The organism is Orenia metallireducens (assembly GCF_003001995.1).
Taxonomy (GTDB): Bacteria; Bacillota; Halanaerobiia; order Halobacteroidales; family Halobacteroidaceae; genus Orenia; species Orenia metallireducens_B.
The window spans coordinates 1-16254 of the sequence record NZ_PVNB01000015.1 but is presented as its reverse complement, the minus strand read 5'-3'; the positions used below and the strand labels follow the sequence as shown (position 1 = coordinate 16254).

The window sequence follows — 16254 nt, the reverse complement described above, 5'->3', positions numbered from 1 at the left end:
CTAAAAAAGGGGTGATGATTATGTCTTCATATTGCAGTAATAAGAAGGAGTTAATTACTAGATTAAAACGAGTAGAGGGTCAAGTAAGAGGTATTCAAAACATGATAGATGATGAAAAGTATTGTGTAGAGGTTTTGACTCAGATTGCAGCAGTCAAAGGTGCTTTAAATAAGGTAGGAATGAGTATTTTGGAGTCTCATACTCATGGTTGTGTCAAAGATGCAGTAGATGTAGGAGAAGAAGGTGACGAGGTGATTAGTGAATTAATGGATGTTATCTTTAAATTTACTAAATAAAGTTTTGATAATAGATGATTTTAAGCATATCCTCTAAGAGGCTAAACATATACTTATTGTAATAATACCCCTATGAGGTATTTTGAGAAGGGATCTTAGTGGAAAGTATATATTTAGTCCCTTTTATTATTGGCTTCTTTTCTTTTTTATCACCTTGTATTATTCCGATGAGTACCGTTTATTTCACCTTAATTACTGGATTATCTTTAGAGGATTTACAATCGGCAACTATACAGAAGAAAATGAAGGCTCATATTGTAATTAGTACCTTAGTCTTTATTTTAGGTTTTACTCTGGTATTTACCTTAATTGGTGGGTTAGTTAGTGAAGTTGGTCATGTTTTTAAGAACAATATTAAATATTTCAATATAGTTGGAGGAATATTTATTATACTTTTAGGATTAAAGACTGCTGGACTAATCAAACTAAATTTCTTACATAAGCTAGATTTTAGTAATAAAGTTGATATTAAATCTGTACCTCAAGGCTATAAGTATCTTAGCACTTTTTTAGTGGGTATCTTTTTCTCAATAGGATTGGGAGTCTCTTATCTTTATGATGAGCAATAAGCTGGCTTTATTAACTAAAATTTTATTTTTTTGCAGGAAAAATTATCTTTTTCTTCAAATGATAAAATAGTAATAGTTACTATTTAGATAAAGGAGGAGATACTTATTAATAATTTTTTTAAACTTTATGGTCAAGGAGCCGTCACTGCAATAGGCTTCTTTTGGAAAGCTGGTTGGGCCTTTATTTTAGGTTATTTTATCAGTAGCATGATTCAAAGTTTTGTACCTAAGAAGAAATTAACAAAATATATGGGTGAAGCTAATTTAAAGAGTATCTCATTATCTACTATCTTTGGTGGTGCTTCTTCATCATGTTCTTTTGCAGCCTTGGCAGCAGCACGAGCATTGTTCCATAAAGGAGCCCATTTTATCACGATTGTTGCTTTTATGTTTGCTTCGACTAATCTAGTAATAGAGTTAGGGATTTTAATCCTAATTTTTTTGGGCTGGGAGTTTCTAGCTGCTGAAATTATTGGTGGATTGGTCTTGATTGCAATTAGTAGTATCTTAATTAAGATTACTTATCCTGATAGCTTGATTAAAGCTGCTAGAAAGAAGGTAGAGAGTGATACAGATTTAGCAGAAGAGGATTTTGATTGGAAAGAAAGAATTTCCAGTAAAGAGGGTTGGAACTTAGTTGCTAAGAACTTTGTGATGGAGTGGAAGATGGTCTGGCAGGAAATATTAATAGGCTTTACTATTGCAGGTTTTGTAGCAGTCTTTGTTAGTGATGATATTTGGGCTAAGATATTTTTGATGGATTACACTAATTCATTACCTTCTTGGCTAATTGCCATTGAGAATGCTTTAGTGGCTCCCTTTGTAGCAGCTCTTACCTTTATTGGATCTATGGGAAATATTCCACTGGCAACAGTCTTAAATGCTAATGGGGTCTTTTTTGCTGGGATTATGGGTTTTATCTATTCAGATTTGATGGTACCACCTTTAGTTGCTGTTAATGCTAAGTATTATGGTAAGAAGGTAGCTTTTTATATTGCAGGGATTATGTATCTTAGTATTGTCTTAACAGCATTGATTTTAAATGGTTTATTCTCTGTTAGTGGGATTGTTCCAGAGAGTAATAAAGTGATTACCCAATTGACTCAGTTTAAGCTAGATTATACCTTTTGGATGAATCTTTTCTTTATAGTTTTGGCAGGAGGATTAGTTTATCTATATAAAGATCAGAGAGAGAATCATAAGAGTAGGAATCATGGGACAGATGATGAAGAAAAGTTAGATATTAAAGGATTATTTACTAAAGTATTTATTATAGTTTTAGTTGGTGGATTATTCTCTTATATCTTTGTTTAAATCAAGATATTATCTAATTAAATTTTGATATGGTGAGTATTGGTCTATGGGGATATTACAACAGTTTGGGTACTAGGAGGTAGGTGGTTGGGTGGCTGGTTTAAACCTAACTTCCTCCTACGAGTCTAAAAAGATGACTCTTCGTGTAAACCACCCCTAACTACCCAACCACCAAAACACAAAGTGTCGCTTTATCTTTATATTATCTAACTTTCAATATTAAGTAGGTTATCTTTCATATCTATTATACAATATACTCACTCTCCCCTTGACAGATAAGCTTGAATATGATATTCTTTTAATCAAGAAATACCCTTAGGGGGTATAAGAAGGAAAATACTTTCTTAGAGATAAGGAGATAATAAATATAAGGAGGGGTCAGGATGTCAGAGACAAAAGCATTGCAGCAAGAAACAATTAAGGTCACAGGAATGAGCTGTGCTAGCTGTTCAGCTGCAGTAGAGAAGAATGTCAACAAGGTAGCTGGTGTGCAAGAAGCCAATGTTAACTTTGCTACTGAAAAGCTAAATGTGGTTTTTGATGATTCAACTGCTAGATTAGAAGATATTAAAGCAGCAGTTAAAGCTGCTGGTTATGGTATTGATGATGAGATTGAACTACGAGAGATAAATATACCAATTGGTGGGATGACTTGTGCTAGTTGTGCTGCTGCTGTAGAGAAGGGGATTAAGAAGTTAGAAGGAATTGAAGAGGTAAACGTCAACTTTGCCACAGAGAAAGCAAGAGTTAAGTACAATCCCCATCAGACTAGAATCTCTGAGATTAAAAGTGCCATTACTAAGGCAGGATATGAACCCTTAGAGATTGAAGCAGGTGAGCGAGTAGATACTGATAAAGAGAGAAAGAATCAGGAGATAGAGACACTTTGGAAGAAGTTCATTGCTGCGGCTATCTTTACAATACCTCTATTTTATATCTCTATGGGTCATATGATAGGTTTACCGCTTCCTGAGATTTTAGAGCCATCAGTCCATCCAATGAATTTTGCTCTGCTACAATTATTCTTAACTATTCCAGTAATGATAGCAGGTTATAAGTTCTATACTGTCGGCTTTAAATCCTTATTTAGAGGGCATCCTAATATGGATTCATTGATAGCTATTGGTACCTCAGCAGCTATTTTGTATGGAATCTATGCTGTCTTTAGAATAGCTAGTGGAGATAATAGTTATGCTATGAATCTATACTTTGAAAGTGCAGGAGTAATCATTACTTTAATTTTACTTGGTAAGTACTTAGAAGCAGTCTCTAAAGGGAAGACTTCAGAGGCGATTAAGAAGCTGATGGATTTACAGGCTAAAACAGCTACAGTTATCCATGATGGTGAGGAGATGACTATTCCTATTGAAGAGGTGGAGGTTGGAGATATTATCGTGGTCAAGCCAGGAGAGAAAATTCCTGTAGATGGTACGATTGTTGAGGGGCATACTGCTGTCGATGAATCAATGTTAACTGGAGAGAGTATCCCTGTCGAAAAGAAGGTTGGTGATAAGGTAATTGGTGCTGGGCTTAATAAGAATGGGACTATTAAGTTTAAGGCTACTAAAGTAGGTAAGGATACAGCCTTAGCCCAAATTATTAAGTTAGTAGAAGAGGCCCAAGGCTCCAAAGCTCCAATTGCTAAGATGGCAGATATAATTGCAGGATACTTTGTTCCTGTAGTAATTGGAATTGCTATTTTAGCAGGGCTTGCTTGGTATTTAGCAGGAGCAGGAGCAGTATTTGCTTTAACTATCTTCATTTCGGTATTGGTAATTGCTTGTCCCTGTGCTTTAGGTCTGGCAACACCAACAGCAATTATGGTCGGTACAGGTAAAGGGGCAGAGAATGGAGTCTTAATCAAAGGTGGGGTTCCTTTAGAAACTGCTCACAAGATAGAGACAATAGTTTTTGATAAGACAGGTACTATTACTGAAGGAAAGCCAAAGGTTACCGATATAGTAGCAGCTAGTAACTATTCTGAAGAGGAGCTATTAACGTTAGCAGGTTCAGCTGAGAAGGGTTCTGAACATCCACTAGGGGAAGCTATCGTTAAGGGTGCAGAAGATAAAGGGTTAGAGTTTAAGAAGCTCGATAACTTTATGGCGATTCCTGGTCATGGAATTGAGGTAGAGATAGATGATCAAGCTATCTTACTTGGCAATATAAAGCTGATGGATGATAAAGGGATTGAAGTTACCTTACAAGAGGATTCCAATAGACTTGCCAATGAAGGTAAGACTCCAATGTTTATGGCAATTGATGGGGAGTTAGCTGGAATTATTGCTGTTGCAGATACAGTTAAGAAGAGCAGTGCAGCAGCAGTCAAGACCCTTCATCAGATGGGAATTGAGGTTGCGATGATTACAGGTGATAATCAGCGGACAGCAAATGCTATTGCTAAAGAGGTTGGGATTGATATAGTTCGAGCTGAAGTTTTGCCTGAAGATAAAGCTAACGAGGTTAAGAAATTACAAGACAATGGTAAGAAGGTAGCCATGGTTGGTGATGGGATCAATGATGCACCTGCTTTGGCCCAGGCAGATGTAGGATTAGCAATCGGTTCTGGTACCGATGTAGCCATGGAGAGTGCTGATATTGTCTTGATGAAGGATGATATCATGGATGTAGTTACAGCTATCCAGCTAAGTAAAGCTACAATTAGAAATATCAAGCAGAATCTATTCTGGGCTTTTGCTTATAATACAGCAGGGATTCCAATTGCTGCTGGTCTGTTACACCTTTTTGGGGGACCATTACTCAATCCAATGATTGCAGCGGCAGCGATGTCAATGAGTTCAGTATCAGTATTGACCAATGCTTTGAGGTTAAAGAACTTTAAACCTCAAAATAGGATTGATACTGTTAAAGATAATAAAAATATAGAAGATAGTACTGTTAAGGAGGAGAAATCTATGAAGAAGGTTATTAGAATTGAAGGAATGAGTTGTGGACATTGCTCAGGACGTGTCCAAAAAGAATTAGAGGCAATGGATGAGGTCAAATCAGCTGATGTGAGTGCTGATGAGAATAGAGCTATAGTTGAGCTGTCTGCAGAGGTAGCTGATGCTAAGTTGACAGCAGCAGTTGAAGAGGCAGGATATCAAGTAGTAGGAATTGAATAATAGAAGATAAACTAAGAGCTATGACAATATTGTCATAGCTCTTAGTTTATTAGATGGATAAAATTAAACTCAGTAAATACTCTCTCTTATAAGATTAAATCATCTAAAATGTTTATCAACTTTTCAATCTCTGGCTTACTGATCTGTTCATCTACTCCAACAGCATCTCCTTTATGCCTTAAATCACCAGTAATTAAAGATGAGAAGATTAATGTAGGAATCTCTCTTAAAGTTTTATCATTTTTAATATGTTTAACAAGAGTATGTCCATCCATCTCAGGCATCTCTATATCGGTTATTATCCCTTGGATATAGTTAGAAACAATTGCTCCTTTATCTTTGAGTTCATAAAGATAGTCTAATAACTGTTGTCCATCATTAAAGATTTTTAAATCTTCATAGCCAGCTTCATAGAGTGTCTTTTTTAAGATTTCTCGAATCGTTGGAGAATCATCTGCTATAGCTAAGGTAATATTCTCCCTCTGCTCTTTTAAAGTACTATTGATTTTATAATTGTTTGTGTTCATTACCATGCTGGGTTGTATATTTGTGAGTATTGATTCAAAATCAAGAAAGTTAACTAGCTGATTGTCGGATTTAATGATTCCATTGACTAAGTTGCCCATTAGATTGTTTGGCTTTTGGATGTCGCTCCATTTTAATCTAGAGATACCGATTACTTGGTCTACAGCAAAGAGGAGTTTGATGTTGTTAAATTCAGTTAAGATTACTAGAAGCTCACTTTCATTAGCGTTGTAAGGTATTTCCTGATTTAAATATTCTCTTAAGTCAATTAAGGTGATAACCTCGCCCCGAATATTAGTTATTCCTCTAACTGCTTTTGGCTGTGATGGGAGTGGTTGAATAGATTCAAGGTTAGTCTTTAAAATCTCTTTAACCTTAATTACGTTAATAGCATAAAATACTCCTTTAACCTTAAACTTTAGTACTTCTAACTCTCCAGTTCCACTTTCTAATAATATGTTATTATTTTTCATAGTTTATCAACTCCATACAATACAGTTTATTTAATATATTCGATAATTGTACTTGTTTACCTCTTTATAATTGAAAATAATTATTTTTATAAGAATTAAATGCTTATATTTAAGATAAAGAAGATATTAAAATTATTTCTATTATTTTAGCTAGAACTGCAACTTATTTGTGATTAAATAAGTCCTCAATGATATTATTAGTTAGTGTTTATTAACAAAGCTAACTCTAATAGTACCTCTCTGTTCTCTTGAAAGTACTTAGCTAGCTCATAGCTAGGTAAGGGCTTTTCATTAATCTCTGAACCAATCTCAATTGTAAAGCCAGGTCTATGAAACTTCTTAATAAACCAATCCTTATATCCTGCAGCTACTTTATCGCTTTCCTTAGCTTTAACTATCCTGTAGCCATTTTTAGCACTAAGGGCTTTAGCAAGTTGATAATCTCTTTGATAAGATTCTTCTGCTTGATTATAATACCAGTAGATTACATCTCCGCTACTGTGAAAGGCGACCACTGCATCAAACTCTTCTTGTCTGGTCAACTCAGCTAGGGCTTTACTTTCAGGCTCACTTTCTGGACTAGGTCCTTTGTAGTGCGCAAAATGTGGTCTTTTTTCTGCCTTAAGTTTCTGCCAATTGGCTTTAAACTGCTTATTTAAATCTACACCATGGGCATTTGCCTTCCATCTTTTAAAATCAGAGCTGTTCTGATTTGCCACTAGATAGAACTCTTTATTATCTAATTTTTTAATTCCATTGATAGCTATCTCTACTCCATCGGGGTTTAACATTGGGATGAAGTAGAAGCTTGTCTTTTTTAATATCTCTGTTAGGTTATAGTTATTGATCTTTGCTCCTCTAATCATTGCTCTAATATAATCTTCAGCTAATTTGAGAGTTAATAGAGAGGTGATTCCTTCTCTGCCATGAACCCCTCCTATAACTCCAATCTTCTCTTTACCAGTACCAACTTTCAGTAGATAAAGCTTTCTACCTTGTACTGATTTACCGATTGATGAGAGTTGAAGGTAATTATTATAGTTCTGCTCTAGCTTTATTAGCTGCTTTTTTAGCATAGTATAGGTATAGTTAGGAGTCTTAACTATAATAGAATCAGCTAACTTTTGTTGATTTTTAATGTTTTCTTTATCTCTGTGATTAACTTTTATTTTATCATTATTTCTCTGTTCTTCTATAATTTTTTGAGGCTTTTCTTCTTCTCTGCTACAAGCTAAGAGGGCAAGAAGGAGAGTTATTAGTGTTATAGTTAGATATAATTTTTTATCTTGAAACAATCTTAGTTCCTCCATTATCTTTTTATTTTATTATTCTCTTTTTATATTAAAATATCATTAACTTGCTCTATTTATACAAAATATAGCCTACTATCTCAATTGAGGCAGTAGGCTATAGATACTTATAGATTAATCCTGAGAATAAAATCTATCCCTTCTTTCCATAGCAAATCTTCTACACTCTTGGGCACAGTTATAACAGACTTCGCTACAGTATTGTGATTGCTGATCAGGGAATTTAGCACACTCTCTGCTACAAGCCATACAGATATCTGCACATAATTTAGCTATATCTCTGGCAAAATGGCTATCTCTAGCAATAAATTTGGCAGTTAGGGCACAGATGTCTGCACAATCTCTCAATAGCTCTAACTGTCTGATTCTGCTTCGAAAATCTGATCTTCTCATCACATAAGTGGTCATATCCTCACAGACCATTTCACAATCTTGTATAGTAGTTACTAAGTGAGCTAGGTCTCTATGCAAGATAGTACCTCCTTTCTTTCTGCATAATTATTACATTATTATTATATTTAGGAAATAAACAATTGGTGATTGAAAATTAAGTTTATTTTATTAAATTAGAGATAGCAATCTAATCCCACTTTAAGAATTAACTTATATGAAGGAGTGCTTTCAAGTTGCTTTATATGATTATGAGGAGATATAAAAAATAGATTATAAATTAACAATACTAGGATCTACTTCATATGATATATTAAATTGAGAGAAAAAGGGGGGATAAGTAATGGGTGACTATGGTGATAATGAATTTATTTGGATAATAATTTTATTCTTCTTCTTAATTCCTTTATTTGACTAAAGAGGATGTTTAGAAAGGGAGACACCATCTTGAGTAGTTAGGTATATAAGATAAGAAAGAAGCCACCTTCAAGGTGGCTTCTTAATCTATTTTAACTTTTAAAATAAGTCTGTACTTAAATATCTCTCGCCTGTGTCAGGAGCCATTGCTAAGATAGTCTTGTTTTTTCCAAGTTCTTTAGCTGCTTGAAGGGCAGTCCAGACTGCTGCCCCTGCTGAGGGACCAACTAAGATTCCTTCCTTAGCTGCTAACTGTCGAGCTGTCTCTAAAGCATCTTCATCATCAATCCGATAAACCCGATTATAAATATTTCGATTGAGAGTTTCGGGGATAAACCCAGGCCCAGTACCAGGAATCTTATGGCTTCCTGATTCTCCACCAGAGATAACAGGGGAATTTTCTGATTCTACAATATAGATTTTTAGATCATCTATCTCTTTTTTTAGCTCTTCACCAGTGCCAGAGACTGTTCCTCCAGTTCCAGCAGTACTGACAAAGATGTCTAATTTAGCATCAAAGGCTTCAATTATCTCTACAGCTGTAGTATGACGATGGGCATCAGGGTTGGCTGGGTTAGTAAATTGATTTGGCATAAAAGAGTTTTTAATCTTGTCTAATAGCCTTTCTGCTTCCTTAACAGCACCAGTCATTCCTTGGTCGCTAGGGGTTAAGATAACCTCAGCACCATAGGCTCTCATCATGTTGATTCTCTCTTGTGAGGCTGATTCAGGCATTACTAAGATGGCTTGATAGCCTTTAACTGCTGCCACCATTGCTAAACCGATCCCAGTATTTCCGCTAGTAGGCTCGATGATAGTTCCACCAGCTTTGAGCAGACCATCAATTTCAGCCTGTTTAATCATATTATAAGCAGGGCGGGCTTTAACACTTCTAGTAGGGTTGAAATATTCTAATTTAAGATAAATATCAGCAGCATCTTTAGGAACTATTCTATTTAATTTAACGATAGGGGTATTACCTATTAAATCTATGATATTATTGGCGATTTTCATGGGGATCATCCTTTCTTTTTAATACAATATAAATGTTGTTATTCAAATATATTGCGACAGTTTTTACCTTATAAAAGTAGACAAAATCTTAGGTTCCGCCTAAGGGCGGGTTACGTTTTCAGCCCAAGACTACTGCCTACGGGGCGTCCTTGATGAAAAAGTAACCAAACCTACGGGTTCATTCTTAAATTTATTACGGAAGGTTTTTTTATTAAAAACCTGTAGGGAACCCTTCGTGATAAATCCAATCAAGAAGAAAATTAAACTCACTCAGCAACCAAAGTACTAATTATTATTATTAATTATATTCTTTATTTAAAATTTGATTAAACTCTAAATTCCAGCTCAATTTTTGCTTCGTTCAAACAATAATTTTCTTCGATTTTAAAGAAATTAACTGTCCCTACGAGTCCAAAAATAAGACTCTTCGTGTAAACTGCTGCTAACTGTACACTGTAAACTATAAAGAGTGTAGTATTATCTTTATTTAATCTAGATTCATCATATATAACAAGATAATAACGAGTAGTTGATACTACTCGTTATTATCTATCCACCATTATTCAATTTCTGCTAAAAAAGAGGTATCAACTAAACCAGTGATGTCAGTACTTCCTTTGATTGCTCCCAATTCACCAGAGATATTAGCAAACTCTTGGATGATTTGAGGGTCAATAGCAGAAGTAAGTTTGGTTCTAGTTAATGCTCTATCTAAGATGTCGATAGCTAGTTCTTGTTTAGTGATTCTCTTAATCTCTTGTTGCATTAGCTTCAAGCTTTCTGCCCGATTATTCTCGATGAAGTCAATTGCCTCTTCATTTACCTTTAAGAACTTTTTGACTAATTCAGGGTGATTGTTGGTAAATTCATCGGTAGTAGCGATGACAGTAGCTGGCATTTGACCACCCCAAGGCATCTCATCCCAATTTACTAGGATTTTAGCACCAATCTTCTCTTCCATCACAGCAGCCCAAGGTTCAGAGACAGCAGCAGCATCAATCTGTCCTTGCTTAAAGAGTCCCATCATAGTAGCGGGTTTCTGTAGAATATGCTTGATATTTCCACCACGTTTCTCCATCTTTAACTCGTTATCCCATAAGAATCTTCTTAATAAAAGGTCATGGCTGCAAGCAAAGCCAGGAGTAGCAATGGTCTTATTGGCTAAATCGGCAGGAAAGGAGATCTTACTGTCCCCATTACCCACAACTACATTACCAGCAACACTGGCACTGGCTAAGACTTTAACCTTTGAACCTTGTAAGTAACGATTTAATACAGGACCTGGACCGACATAACCGATATCAACTTGACCAGTAGCCATAGCATCCATAAATAATGAACCCTTAGGAAAAGTCTTAACATTAATCTTGATTCCATCAAATTCCTTCTCAAAACTTCCATTGGCTACTCCGACAATCCCAGGAGCATGGGTTAGGTTAGGGAAGTAACCGATAGTAATCTCCTTAACATCAGCAGTTGTATCTGTAGTTTTATTTCCACAACCGGTAATTACCAGAATACCGATTAATAAAATTGACATTAGTATTAATTTTTTATTCATTTTTATTTCCTCCTTATTTAAATTCGGTAATGAGTGACGAGTAATCAGTAGTAATCAATTCTTTTACTCTTTAATCGTTATTCGTCACTCATTACTATATCTTTGCTAGTCCCCAACGCTCTAGTACCTTATTTTCTAGAGGCTTGAAGATGATTCCATCAGTTAAGCTACCTAAAGTAGCAATAATAATCATGATAGAAATTACCATACTCATATTCCCCATCTCTCGACCCCACATGAGAATCTGACCCAATCCATTGCCACTACCTAATAGCTCTCCAGCCATCAAAGCTCGCCAACAGAAGGCCCAAGATAGCCTCATTCCAGTAATTAAATGGGGGATTGCTGCTGGAATGGTGACCTTAAAGAATAGATTGTGCTCTGTGATCCCCATAGTTTTTGCAGCCTTAAGCAAAAGTGGGCGGACATTCTTGATTCCAGTTGAGGCATTAATCACCATATTCCAAGTACCACCTAAGACTACCACAAAGATGATTGCTGCTTCTCCCATTCCAAACCATAAGATAGCTAAGGGAAGCCAGACAATCGAAGGGACACTCTGTAAAGCTAAGACTAAACTTCCCAAGGTATCCTCCATTAATTTCGAAGAAGCTATAATCAGTCCCAAAAGAGTACCGATAATTAAAGCAAAACCATAGCCAATTAATAATCTCTTAAAGCTATCTCCTAAAGAGGTGATAAAAGAGCCATCAATAATCCCTAGATATAATGTTTCTCCAACCTGCAGTGGTGATGGAAAGAGAATTGGTGGCCAAATTTGTAACTTATATATGACTTCCCATATCGCGATCAGGATCCCAAGGAAGAGAACCCTCTTCAAAGTGGTATTCATCACCCATCTCCTCCTTCATTACTTTCTCTATCTCTTCTTTTAATACATTTAAGATTCTATTTTCTAACTCTAGTAGATATCCCTTATTTTTGCTACGAGGTCTTGCTGCTTTGACCTCAAAGATCTCCTTAATTCTACCTGGCTGTGTACCAAAGACAACGATTCTATCTGATAATTGTACAGCTTCTCTGATATTATGGGTTACAAAAAGGATCGTCTTTCTAGTCTCTAGCCAAATCTTTTGTAACTCATAATGGAGCATCATCCGAGTCTGTTCATCTAAAGCACCAAAGGGTTCATCCATCAATAATATCTTAGGATTCATTGCTAAGGCTCTAGCAATAGCAGCCCTTTGTCTCATTCCTCCTGATAACTGGTGGGGATAAGATTCTTTAAATTTACTTAGATGTACCTTCTTTATGTACTTTAATGCAGTTTCATTGATTTCTGATTCTGAGATTCCTTTATTCTTTAAGCCAAATTTAACATTCTCCAAAACATTAAGCCAAGGAAAGAGGGCTGCTTCTTGAAAGACTACTCCTCGATCTGAACCTGGACCTTTAATAGGGCTACCATCAATAATTATCTCTCCTGAATTTGCTTCCTCTAAGCCTGACACTATATTTAATAGAGTGGATTTTCCACAACCAGAAGGTCCTAATAAAGAGATGAATTCTCCTTCTTTGATAGTAAAATCTATATTATTAAGTACTGTCAAATCAGAGCCATCTTTTTGTTTAAAGCTCTTATAGATATTCTTAATTTCAATCATATAATCAACCTCCATCATACAAACTTTAATTCCGAGTATTCCGATGTGAATTTCTAAGTTTCTTTATACTGATTATATAGGGGATATTTGGTGATGTCAACAGTAAAATAGAAATTTATTTAATTTTGTTATAATTTACTGCTATATTATTAAGCAGAGCTTGATTAATGAAAATTTACTAAAAGGGATAGATTAATAATAAAGGAGGGGTGGTTGATGATAGAAGTAGTTCCAGCAAAGAATCGTTATAAGGTCAAACGGGATTGGATAGAGAGTAATTTAAGCTTCTCATTTAGGAATTATACTATCCCTAATAGTGAATGTTTTGGAAGTTTATGTGCTTTTAATGATGATATTATTAGGGCTGGAGAAGGTTTTGAGATGCATCCCCATAATAATCTTGAGATCGTTACTTATGTAATAGATGGAGTGTTGGGGTATCAAGATAGTCTGGGAAACAATGGCATAGTTGAAGCTGGAGGGGTACAGAGAATAAGTGCAGGGACAGGGATTGAACATTTGGAGTACAATTATTCAGATGATGAAGATGTACATTTTTTACAGCTCTGGTTTGAACCTGAAGTAGAGGATCTAGAACCTAGCTGGGAGCAGAATGAGTTTGCTAAAGAGGATCAATTGAATCGACTTTTACCTGTAATTTCAGGTCATGATAAGGAGGGAACGGTCAAGATTAATCAGGATATTGATCTATATCTAGCTACCTTCGAGGCAGGTGAGTCGATTACTTATCGCCATGATAGTAAGCGGAAGCTCTATTTATTTGTGATTAAAGGAGAAGTCATTATAAATAATGATTGTAACTTAAGTAAAGGCGATAGTCTACGGATAAGAGAGGAATTTGAGCTGAATATAGGTACTGAAGTAGGTGCTGAGTTGATGTTAATAGATTTGGTTTAGAAGTATGATTAAGCTATATAGAAACCGATAAAGATTTCATATTCGTATGATTCGCGTCAATTCGTTGCTAAATTAATTTAAATTATTTTTCATGTTATATATAGTTAAATTTAATTATAATATGTTCATTAAATTTAACTTTGTGATTAGACAGCTATAACTATAATTGAGTATTTATTACCTATCTCTAGATTATTTGACAAAGATTAGCTTATATAATAAAATTAGCAATAAAACCCTTAATAATGAGGTGAAGAGATGGGTGTTAAGATTAGAGATATCGCTGATAAATTAGGGGTTTCCCCAGGGACTGTATCTAAGGCATTAAATGATAGAAAGGGTGTAGGTGATAAGCTTAAAGCCAAGATAAAAAGAGTAGCTAAGGAGATGGAATATCATCCTAATCCCATAGCTAGAAGGCTATCGATGAATAAGAGTAATACGATAGGGGTATTTATTTTAAGTAGGGATAAGATTAGGTTAAGAGAGAGTTTTGCTATTGAGATACTAGATGGGGTTGCTGAGGAGGCCAATAAAAGAGGTTATGATATCCTCTTGTTTACTAATACTAGTAGTTTATATCAGAATGTAAACTATTTAAAGCTTTGTAAGGAAAGAAGGGTAGAGGGGGCTATCTTTTTTGGATTAGCTCTAAATGATCCAGAGTTAGAAGAGATAAAACAAGCAGATATTCCAGTAGCTATTATAGATTTGAAGATTAAAGGAGAGAATATCGGTTATATCAGCTCTGATAACCCAACAGGTATTAATCAGGCTTTAGATTATTTGACAGAGCTAGGGCATCAGAGGGTTGGTTTTTTTAAGTCTACTAAAGAAGCAGAGGTATCTGAGATTAGATTTAGGGCTTATCAGGACTATTTACTAGAGAGAAACCTATATAATCCTGCTTATGTATGGGAAGGAGACTTTACTAAAGAGAGTGGAGAGAGGCTTGCTCAAGAGGTTTTAAGTTTAAAGCAAAGGCCAACAGCAATACTTTCAGCTAATGATTCAATGGCTTTAGGTGCCATGGGAACCTTTAAAGCTGCAGGTCTTAAAATTCCTGATGATATATCCTTAGTAGGCTTTGATAATATGCCTGCAACCCAGTATACTAGTCCTAAGTTAACAACTATTAATCAAGATGGGATTTTGTTTGGAAAAGAGGCGGTTAACTTTATTTTAAATAAGTTAAATACTAATAGTGTAGAGGTAGTTAAAGAGAAGCTTTTAAAACCAGAGTTGATAATTAGAAATTCAGTCAAGGATCTAAGATAAAATCTTTCAAAAACACCTCCATTTACCTAAGCATTTTCTCATAAAAAGAGTTATAATTATAGTAGATATTTTCTAGACTACATTTATTTATACTTACTATAATTAAATCTTAGAGAGGATGTTAACAATTAAAAAATTAGTTGCAGTTATTTTAGTAGCAGTATTTACAGTAGGATTTGCTGGTGTTGGCTATGCTTTAACTAGTCCACAGGTTGGACAAAATCATGGAGTCATTACAGGAATGTTGGTTAGTGATCATGGACTTAAATTAAGTGGTGAGTATGGTCTTACCCCTAAGCTAGCTTTAATGGGTACAATGGGAGATCCAATTTCGAGGTTAGGAGTAAAGTATGAACTTGATGGAAACTTTGCCTTAGTAGGTGGAGTTACTGAGAGTAGTCCTTTTATCGGAATCAATGGTTCCCATCAGTTTAATAGTGATATTACTGGAATTTACGAGTTTGATCTATCTGCAAGAAGAAGCGATTTATCTTTAATGTATGAATTAGGATTAAAGATAAATTTAGATGCAAAGGTTGATTTAAGAGCAGGGATTTTAGGTTTTATTGAAGATGACCATCATCATTTTCATACCTTAGAAGTGGGAGTAGGCTATAAATTTTAATAATATAAATAATATAATAGTTTAGCTTTAAAAGCATCCTCGATATCGAGGATGCTTTTATTTTAATAACTATAATTATAATTTTTCAACTATACTATCATATCCTAATAAAGAGGGGGGCAGATAATGGATAAGAATTTTGAAAAGGCTTTTCAGAAAATTTTGCAATTTGAAGGTAAATACTCTGATGATAAGGATGACCGAGGAGGTAAGACTAAATATGGAATCTCTGAAACTATAGCTAGAGAGAGTGGTTATCAGGGGGAGATGAAGGATTTAACCTTAGATCAAGCCAAAGGGATTTATTATCAAAACTATTGGGTTAATCTTAATTATCATAAGATTAAGGCTATAGATATTGCTATTGAATGTTTTGAACAGGCAGTTCATATCGGTCCCAAAAGGGCAACTAGTAATTTGCAGTTGGCTTATAATCTATTAACTGAGCAAGAGATTGAGGTAGATGGAATTGTTGGGTCTAATACCTTAAAGGGAGTCAATAACTCTGCTTATGGTTTTGAGCTATTACAATTACTTAATATCTTACAGGGTGAAAGATACATCTCTATCTGTAAAGCAGATAAGAGTCAGAAGAAGTTTATTAGAGGGTGGCTGAAGCGAACCTTATTATGAGCTTGATTGTAGCTTTATTTTCCATGCGCGTGGTCTAAAACCACCGCCTTTAGGCGGTATACGCTTTCAGCCTTTTAAATATTGTGGAAAATGACATACTATTCATCAAAGAGGTGATTAGTATGGTTGACTATACGAAAAGAAGCCATGCAGTATACGATATAAAGTATCATGTAATATG

Annotated in this window: 15 protein-coding genes; 8 read left to right on the top strand and 7 right to left on the bottom strand. The window is 35.1% G+C overall.

The genetic code is table 11. The features are described from left to right. Positions 1-20: 20 nt before the first annotated feature. The 4 genes from BX659_RS10880 to BX659_RS10865 all read left to right on the top strand — a co-directional run bounded on the left by BX659_RS10880 (position 21) and on the right by BX659_RS10865 (position 5304). The gene (locus BX659_RS10880; RefSeq protein ID WP_097018316.1) at positions 21-296 is read left to right on the top strand and encodes a metal-sensitive transcriptional regulator; all 276 of its coding nucleotides are present in this window, start codon (positions 21-23) and stop codon (positions 294-296) included. 98 nt (positions 297-394) lie between these two features. Continuing rightward, positions 395-865, top strand: a complete 471-nt coding sequence (locus BX659_RS10875) for a cytochrome c biogenesis CcdA family protein (RefSeq protein WP_097018315.1) — start codon at positions 395-397, stop codon at positions 863-865. Between the two features lie 87 nt (positions 866-952). Beyond that, on the top strand, positions 953-2179 hold the full coding sequence (locus tag BX659_RS10870; RefSeq protein WP_216358806.1) for a permease: 1227 nt from the start codon (positions 953-955) through the stop codon (positions 2177-2179). A gap of 383 nt (positions 2180-2562) precedes the next feature. Beyond that, positions 2563-5304: a heavy metal translocating P-type ATPase gene (locus BX659_RS10865; RefSeq protein ID WP_097018313.1), complete on the top strand. Its 2742-nt coding sequence runs from the start codon at positions 2563-2565 to the stop codon at positions 5302-5304. 86 nt (positions 5305-5390) lie between these two features. On the opposite strand, the gene BX659_RS10860 is transcribed toward BX659_RS10865, so the two are convergent. From BX659_RS10860 to BX659_RS10830, 7 genes are all read right to left on the bottom strand, one after another. Then, positions 5391-6302, bottom strand: coding sequence for a chemotaxis protein (locus BX659_RS10860; protein WP_097018312.1), 912 nt, complete (start codon positions 6300-6302; stop codon positions 5391-5393). Positions 6303-6499: 197 nt separating this feature from the next. Then, positions 6500-7597, bottom strand: coding sequence for a M14 family metallopeptidase (locus BX659_RS10855; protein WP_253250750.1), 1098 nt, complete (start codon positions 7595-7597; stop codon positions 6500-6502). Positions 7598-7726: 129 nt separating this feature from the next. Beyond that, positions 7727-8083 (bottom strand): four-helix bundle copper-binding protein, encoded by a 357-nt coding sequence (locus tag BX659_RS10850; protein ID WP_216358804.1) that lies wholly within the window; start codon positions 8081-8083, stop codon positions 7727-7729. Between the two features lie 435 nt (positions 8084-8518). Further along, positions 8519-9433, bottom strand: coding sequence for a cysteine synthase A (cysK, locus tag BX659_RS10845; protein WP_097018310.1), 915 nt, complete (start codon positions 9431-9433; stop codon positions 8519-8521). A 559-nt stretch (positions 9434-9992) separates the two neighbouring features. Next, the gene (locus BX659_RS10840; RefSeq protein ID WP_097018309.1) at positions 9993-10994 is read right to left on the bottom strand and encodes an aliphatic sulfonate ABC transporter substrate-binding protein; all 1002 of its coding nucleotides are present in this window, start codon (positions 10992-10994) and stop codon (positions 9993-9995) included. 94 nt (positions 10995-11088) lie between these two features. Continuing rightward, the gene (locus BX659_RS10835) at positions 11089-11847 is read right to left on the bottom strand and encodes an ABC transporter permease (RefSeq protein ID WP_097018308.1); all 759 of its coding nucleotides are present in this window, start codon (positions 11845-11847) and stop codon (positions 11089-11091) included. Further along, positions 11780-12619: an ABC transporter ATP-binding protein gene (locus tag BX659_RS10830; RefSeq protein WP_097018307.1), complete on the bottom strand. Its 840-nt coding sequence runs from the start codon at positions 12617-12619 to the stop codon at positions 11780-11782. Before BX659_RS10830 ends, BX659_RS10835 begins: the two co-directional genes overlap by 68 nt. A 216-nt stretch (positions 12620-12835) precedes the next feature. Here BX659_RS10830 and BX659_RS10825 point away from each other — a divergent pair, with 216 nt between their 5' ends. The 4 genes from BX659_RS10825 (at position 12836) to BX659_RS10810 (ending at position 16073) form a co-directional block, all read left to right on the top strand. Then, on the top strand, positions 12836-13537 hold the full coding sequence (locus tag BX659_RS10825) for a pirin family protein (RefSeq protein ID WP_097018306.1): 702 nt from the start codon (positions 12836-12838) through the stop codon (positions 13535-13537). Positions 13538-13795: 258 nt separating this feature from the next. Then, positions 13796-14815 carry a LacI family DNA-binding transcriptional regulator gene (locus tag BX659_RS10820; RefSeq protein ID WP_097018305.1) on the top strand — a complete coding sequence of 340 codons (1020 nt, stop codon included), beginning with the start codon at positions 13796-13798 and terminating at the stop codon, positions 14813-14815. Between the two features lie 118 nt (positions 14816-14933). Further along, positions 14934-15440: an outer membrane beta-barrel protein gene (locus tag BX659_RS10815; RefSeq protein WP_097018304.1), complete on the top strand. Its 507-nt coding sequence runs from the start codon at positions 14934-14936 to the stop codon at positions 15438-15440. A 126-nt stretch (positions 15441-15566) separates the two neighbouring features. Next, positions 15567-16073, top strand: coding sequence for a glycoside hydrolase family 108 protein (locus tag BX659_RS10810; protein ID WP_097018303.1), 507 nt, complete (start codon positions 15567-15569; stop codon positions 16071-16073). The last annotated feature ends 181 nt before the right edge of the window (positions 16074-16254 follow it).

What these genes read in the sequence shown, in the direction of transcription:
- BX659_RS10820 (WP_097018305.1), top strand. Translation starts at nt 13,796, where the DNA reads ATGGGTGTTAAGATTAGAGATATCGCTGATAAATTAGGGGTTTCCCCA.
- cysK (WP_097018310.1), bottom strand. Translation starts at nt 9,433, where the DNA reads ATGAAAATCGCCAATAATATCATAGATTTAATAGGTAATACCCCTATC.
- BX659_RS10825 (WP_097018306.1), top strand. Translation starts at nt 12,836, where the DNA reads ATGATAGAAGTAGTTCCAGCAAAGAATCGTTATAAGGTCAAACGGGAT.
- BX659_RS10835 (WP_097018308.1), bottom strand. Translation starts at nt 11,847, where the DNA reads ATGAATACCACTTTGAAGAGGGTTCTCTTCCTTGGGATCCTGATCGCG.
- BX659_RS10880 (WP_097018316.1), top strand. Translation starts at nt 21, where the DNA reads ATGTCTTCATATTGCAGTAATAAGAAGGAGTTAATTACTAGATTAAAA.
- BX659_RS10840 (WP_097018309.1), bottom strand. Translation starts at nt 10,994, where the DNA reads ATGAATAAAAAATTAATACTAATGTCAATTTTATTAATCGGTATTCTG.
- BX659_RS10815 (WP_097018304.1), top strand. Translation starts at nt 14,934, where the DNA reads ATGTTAACAATTAAAAAATTAGTTGCAGTTATTTTAGTAGCAGTATTT.
- BX659_RS10830 (WP_097018307.1), bottom strand. Translation starts at nt 12,619, where the DNA reads ATGATTGAAATTAAGAATATCTATAAGAGCTTTAAACAAAAAGATGGC.
- BX659_RS10860 (WP_097018312.1), bottom strand. Translation starts at nt 6,302, where the DNA reads ATGAAAAATAATAACATATTATTAGAAAGTGGAACTGGAGAGTTAGAA.
- BX659_RS10810 (WP_097018303.1), top strand. Translation starts at nt 15,567, where the DNA reads ATGGATAAGAATTTTGAAAAGGCTTTTCAGAAAATTTTGCAATTTGAA.
- BX659_RS10865 (WP_097018313.1), top strand. Translation starts at nt 2,563, where the DNA reads ATGTCAGAGACAAAAGCATTGCAGCAAGAAACAATTAAGGTCACAGGA.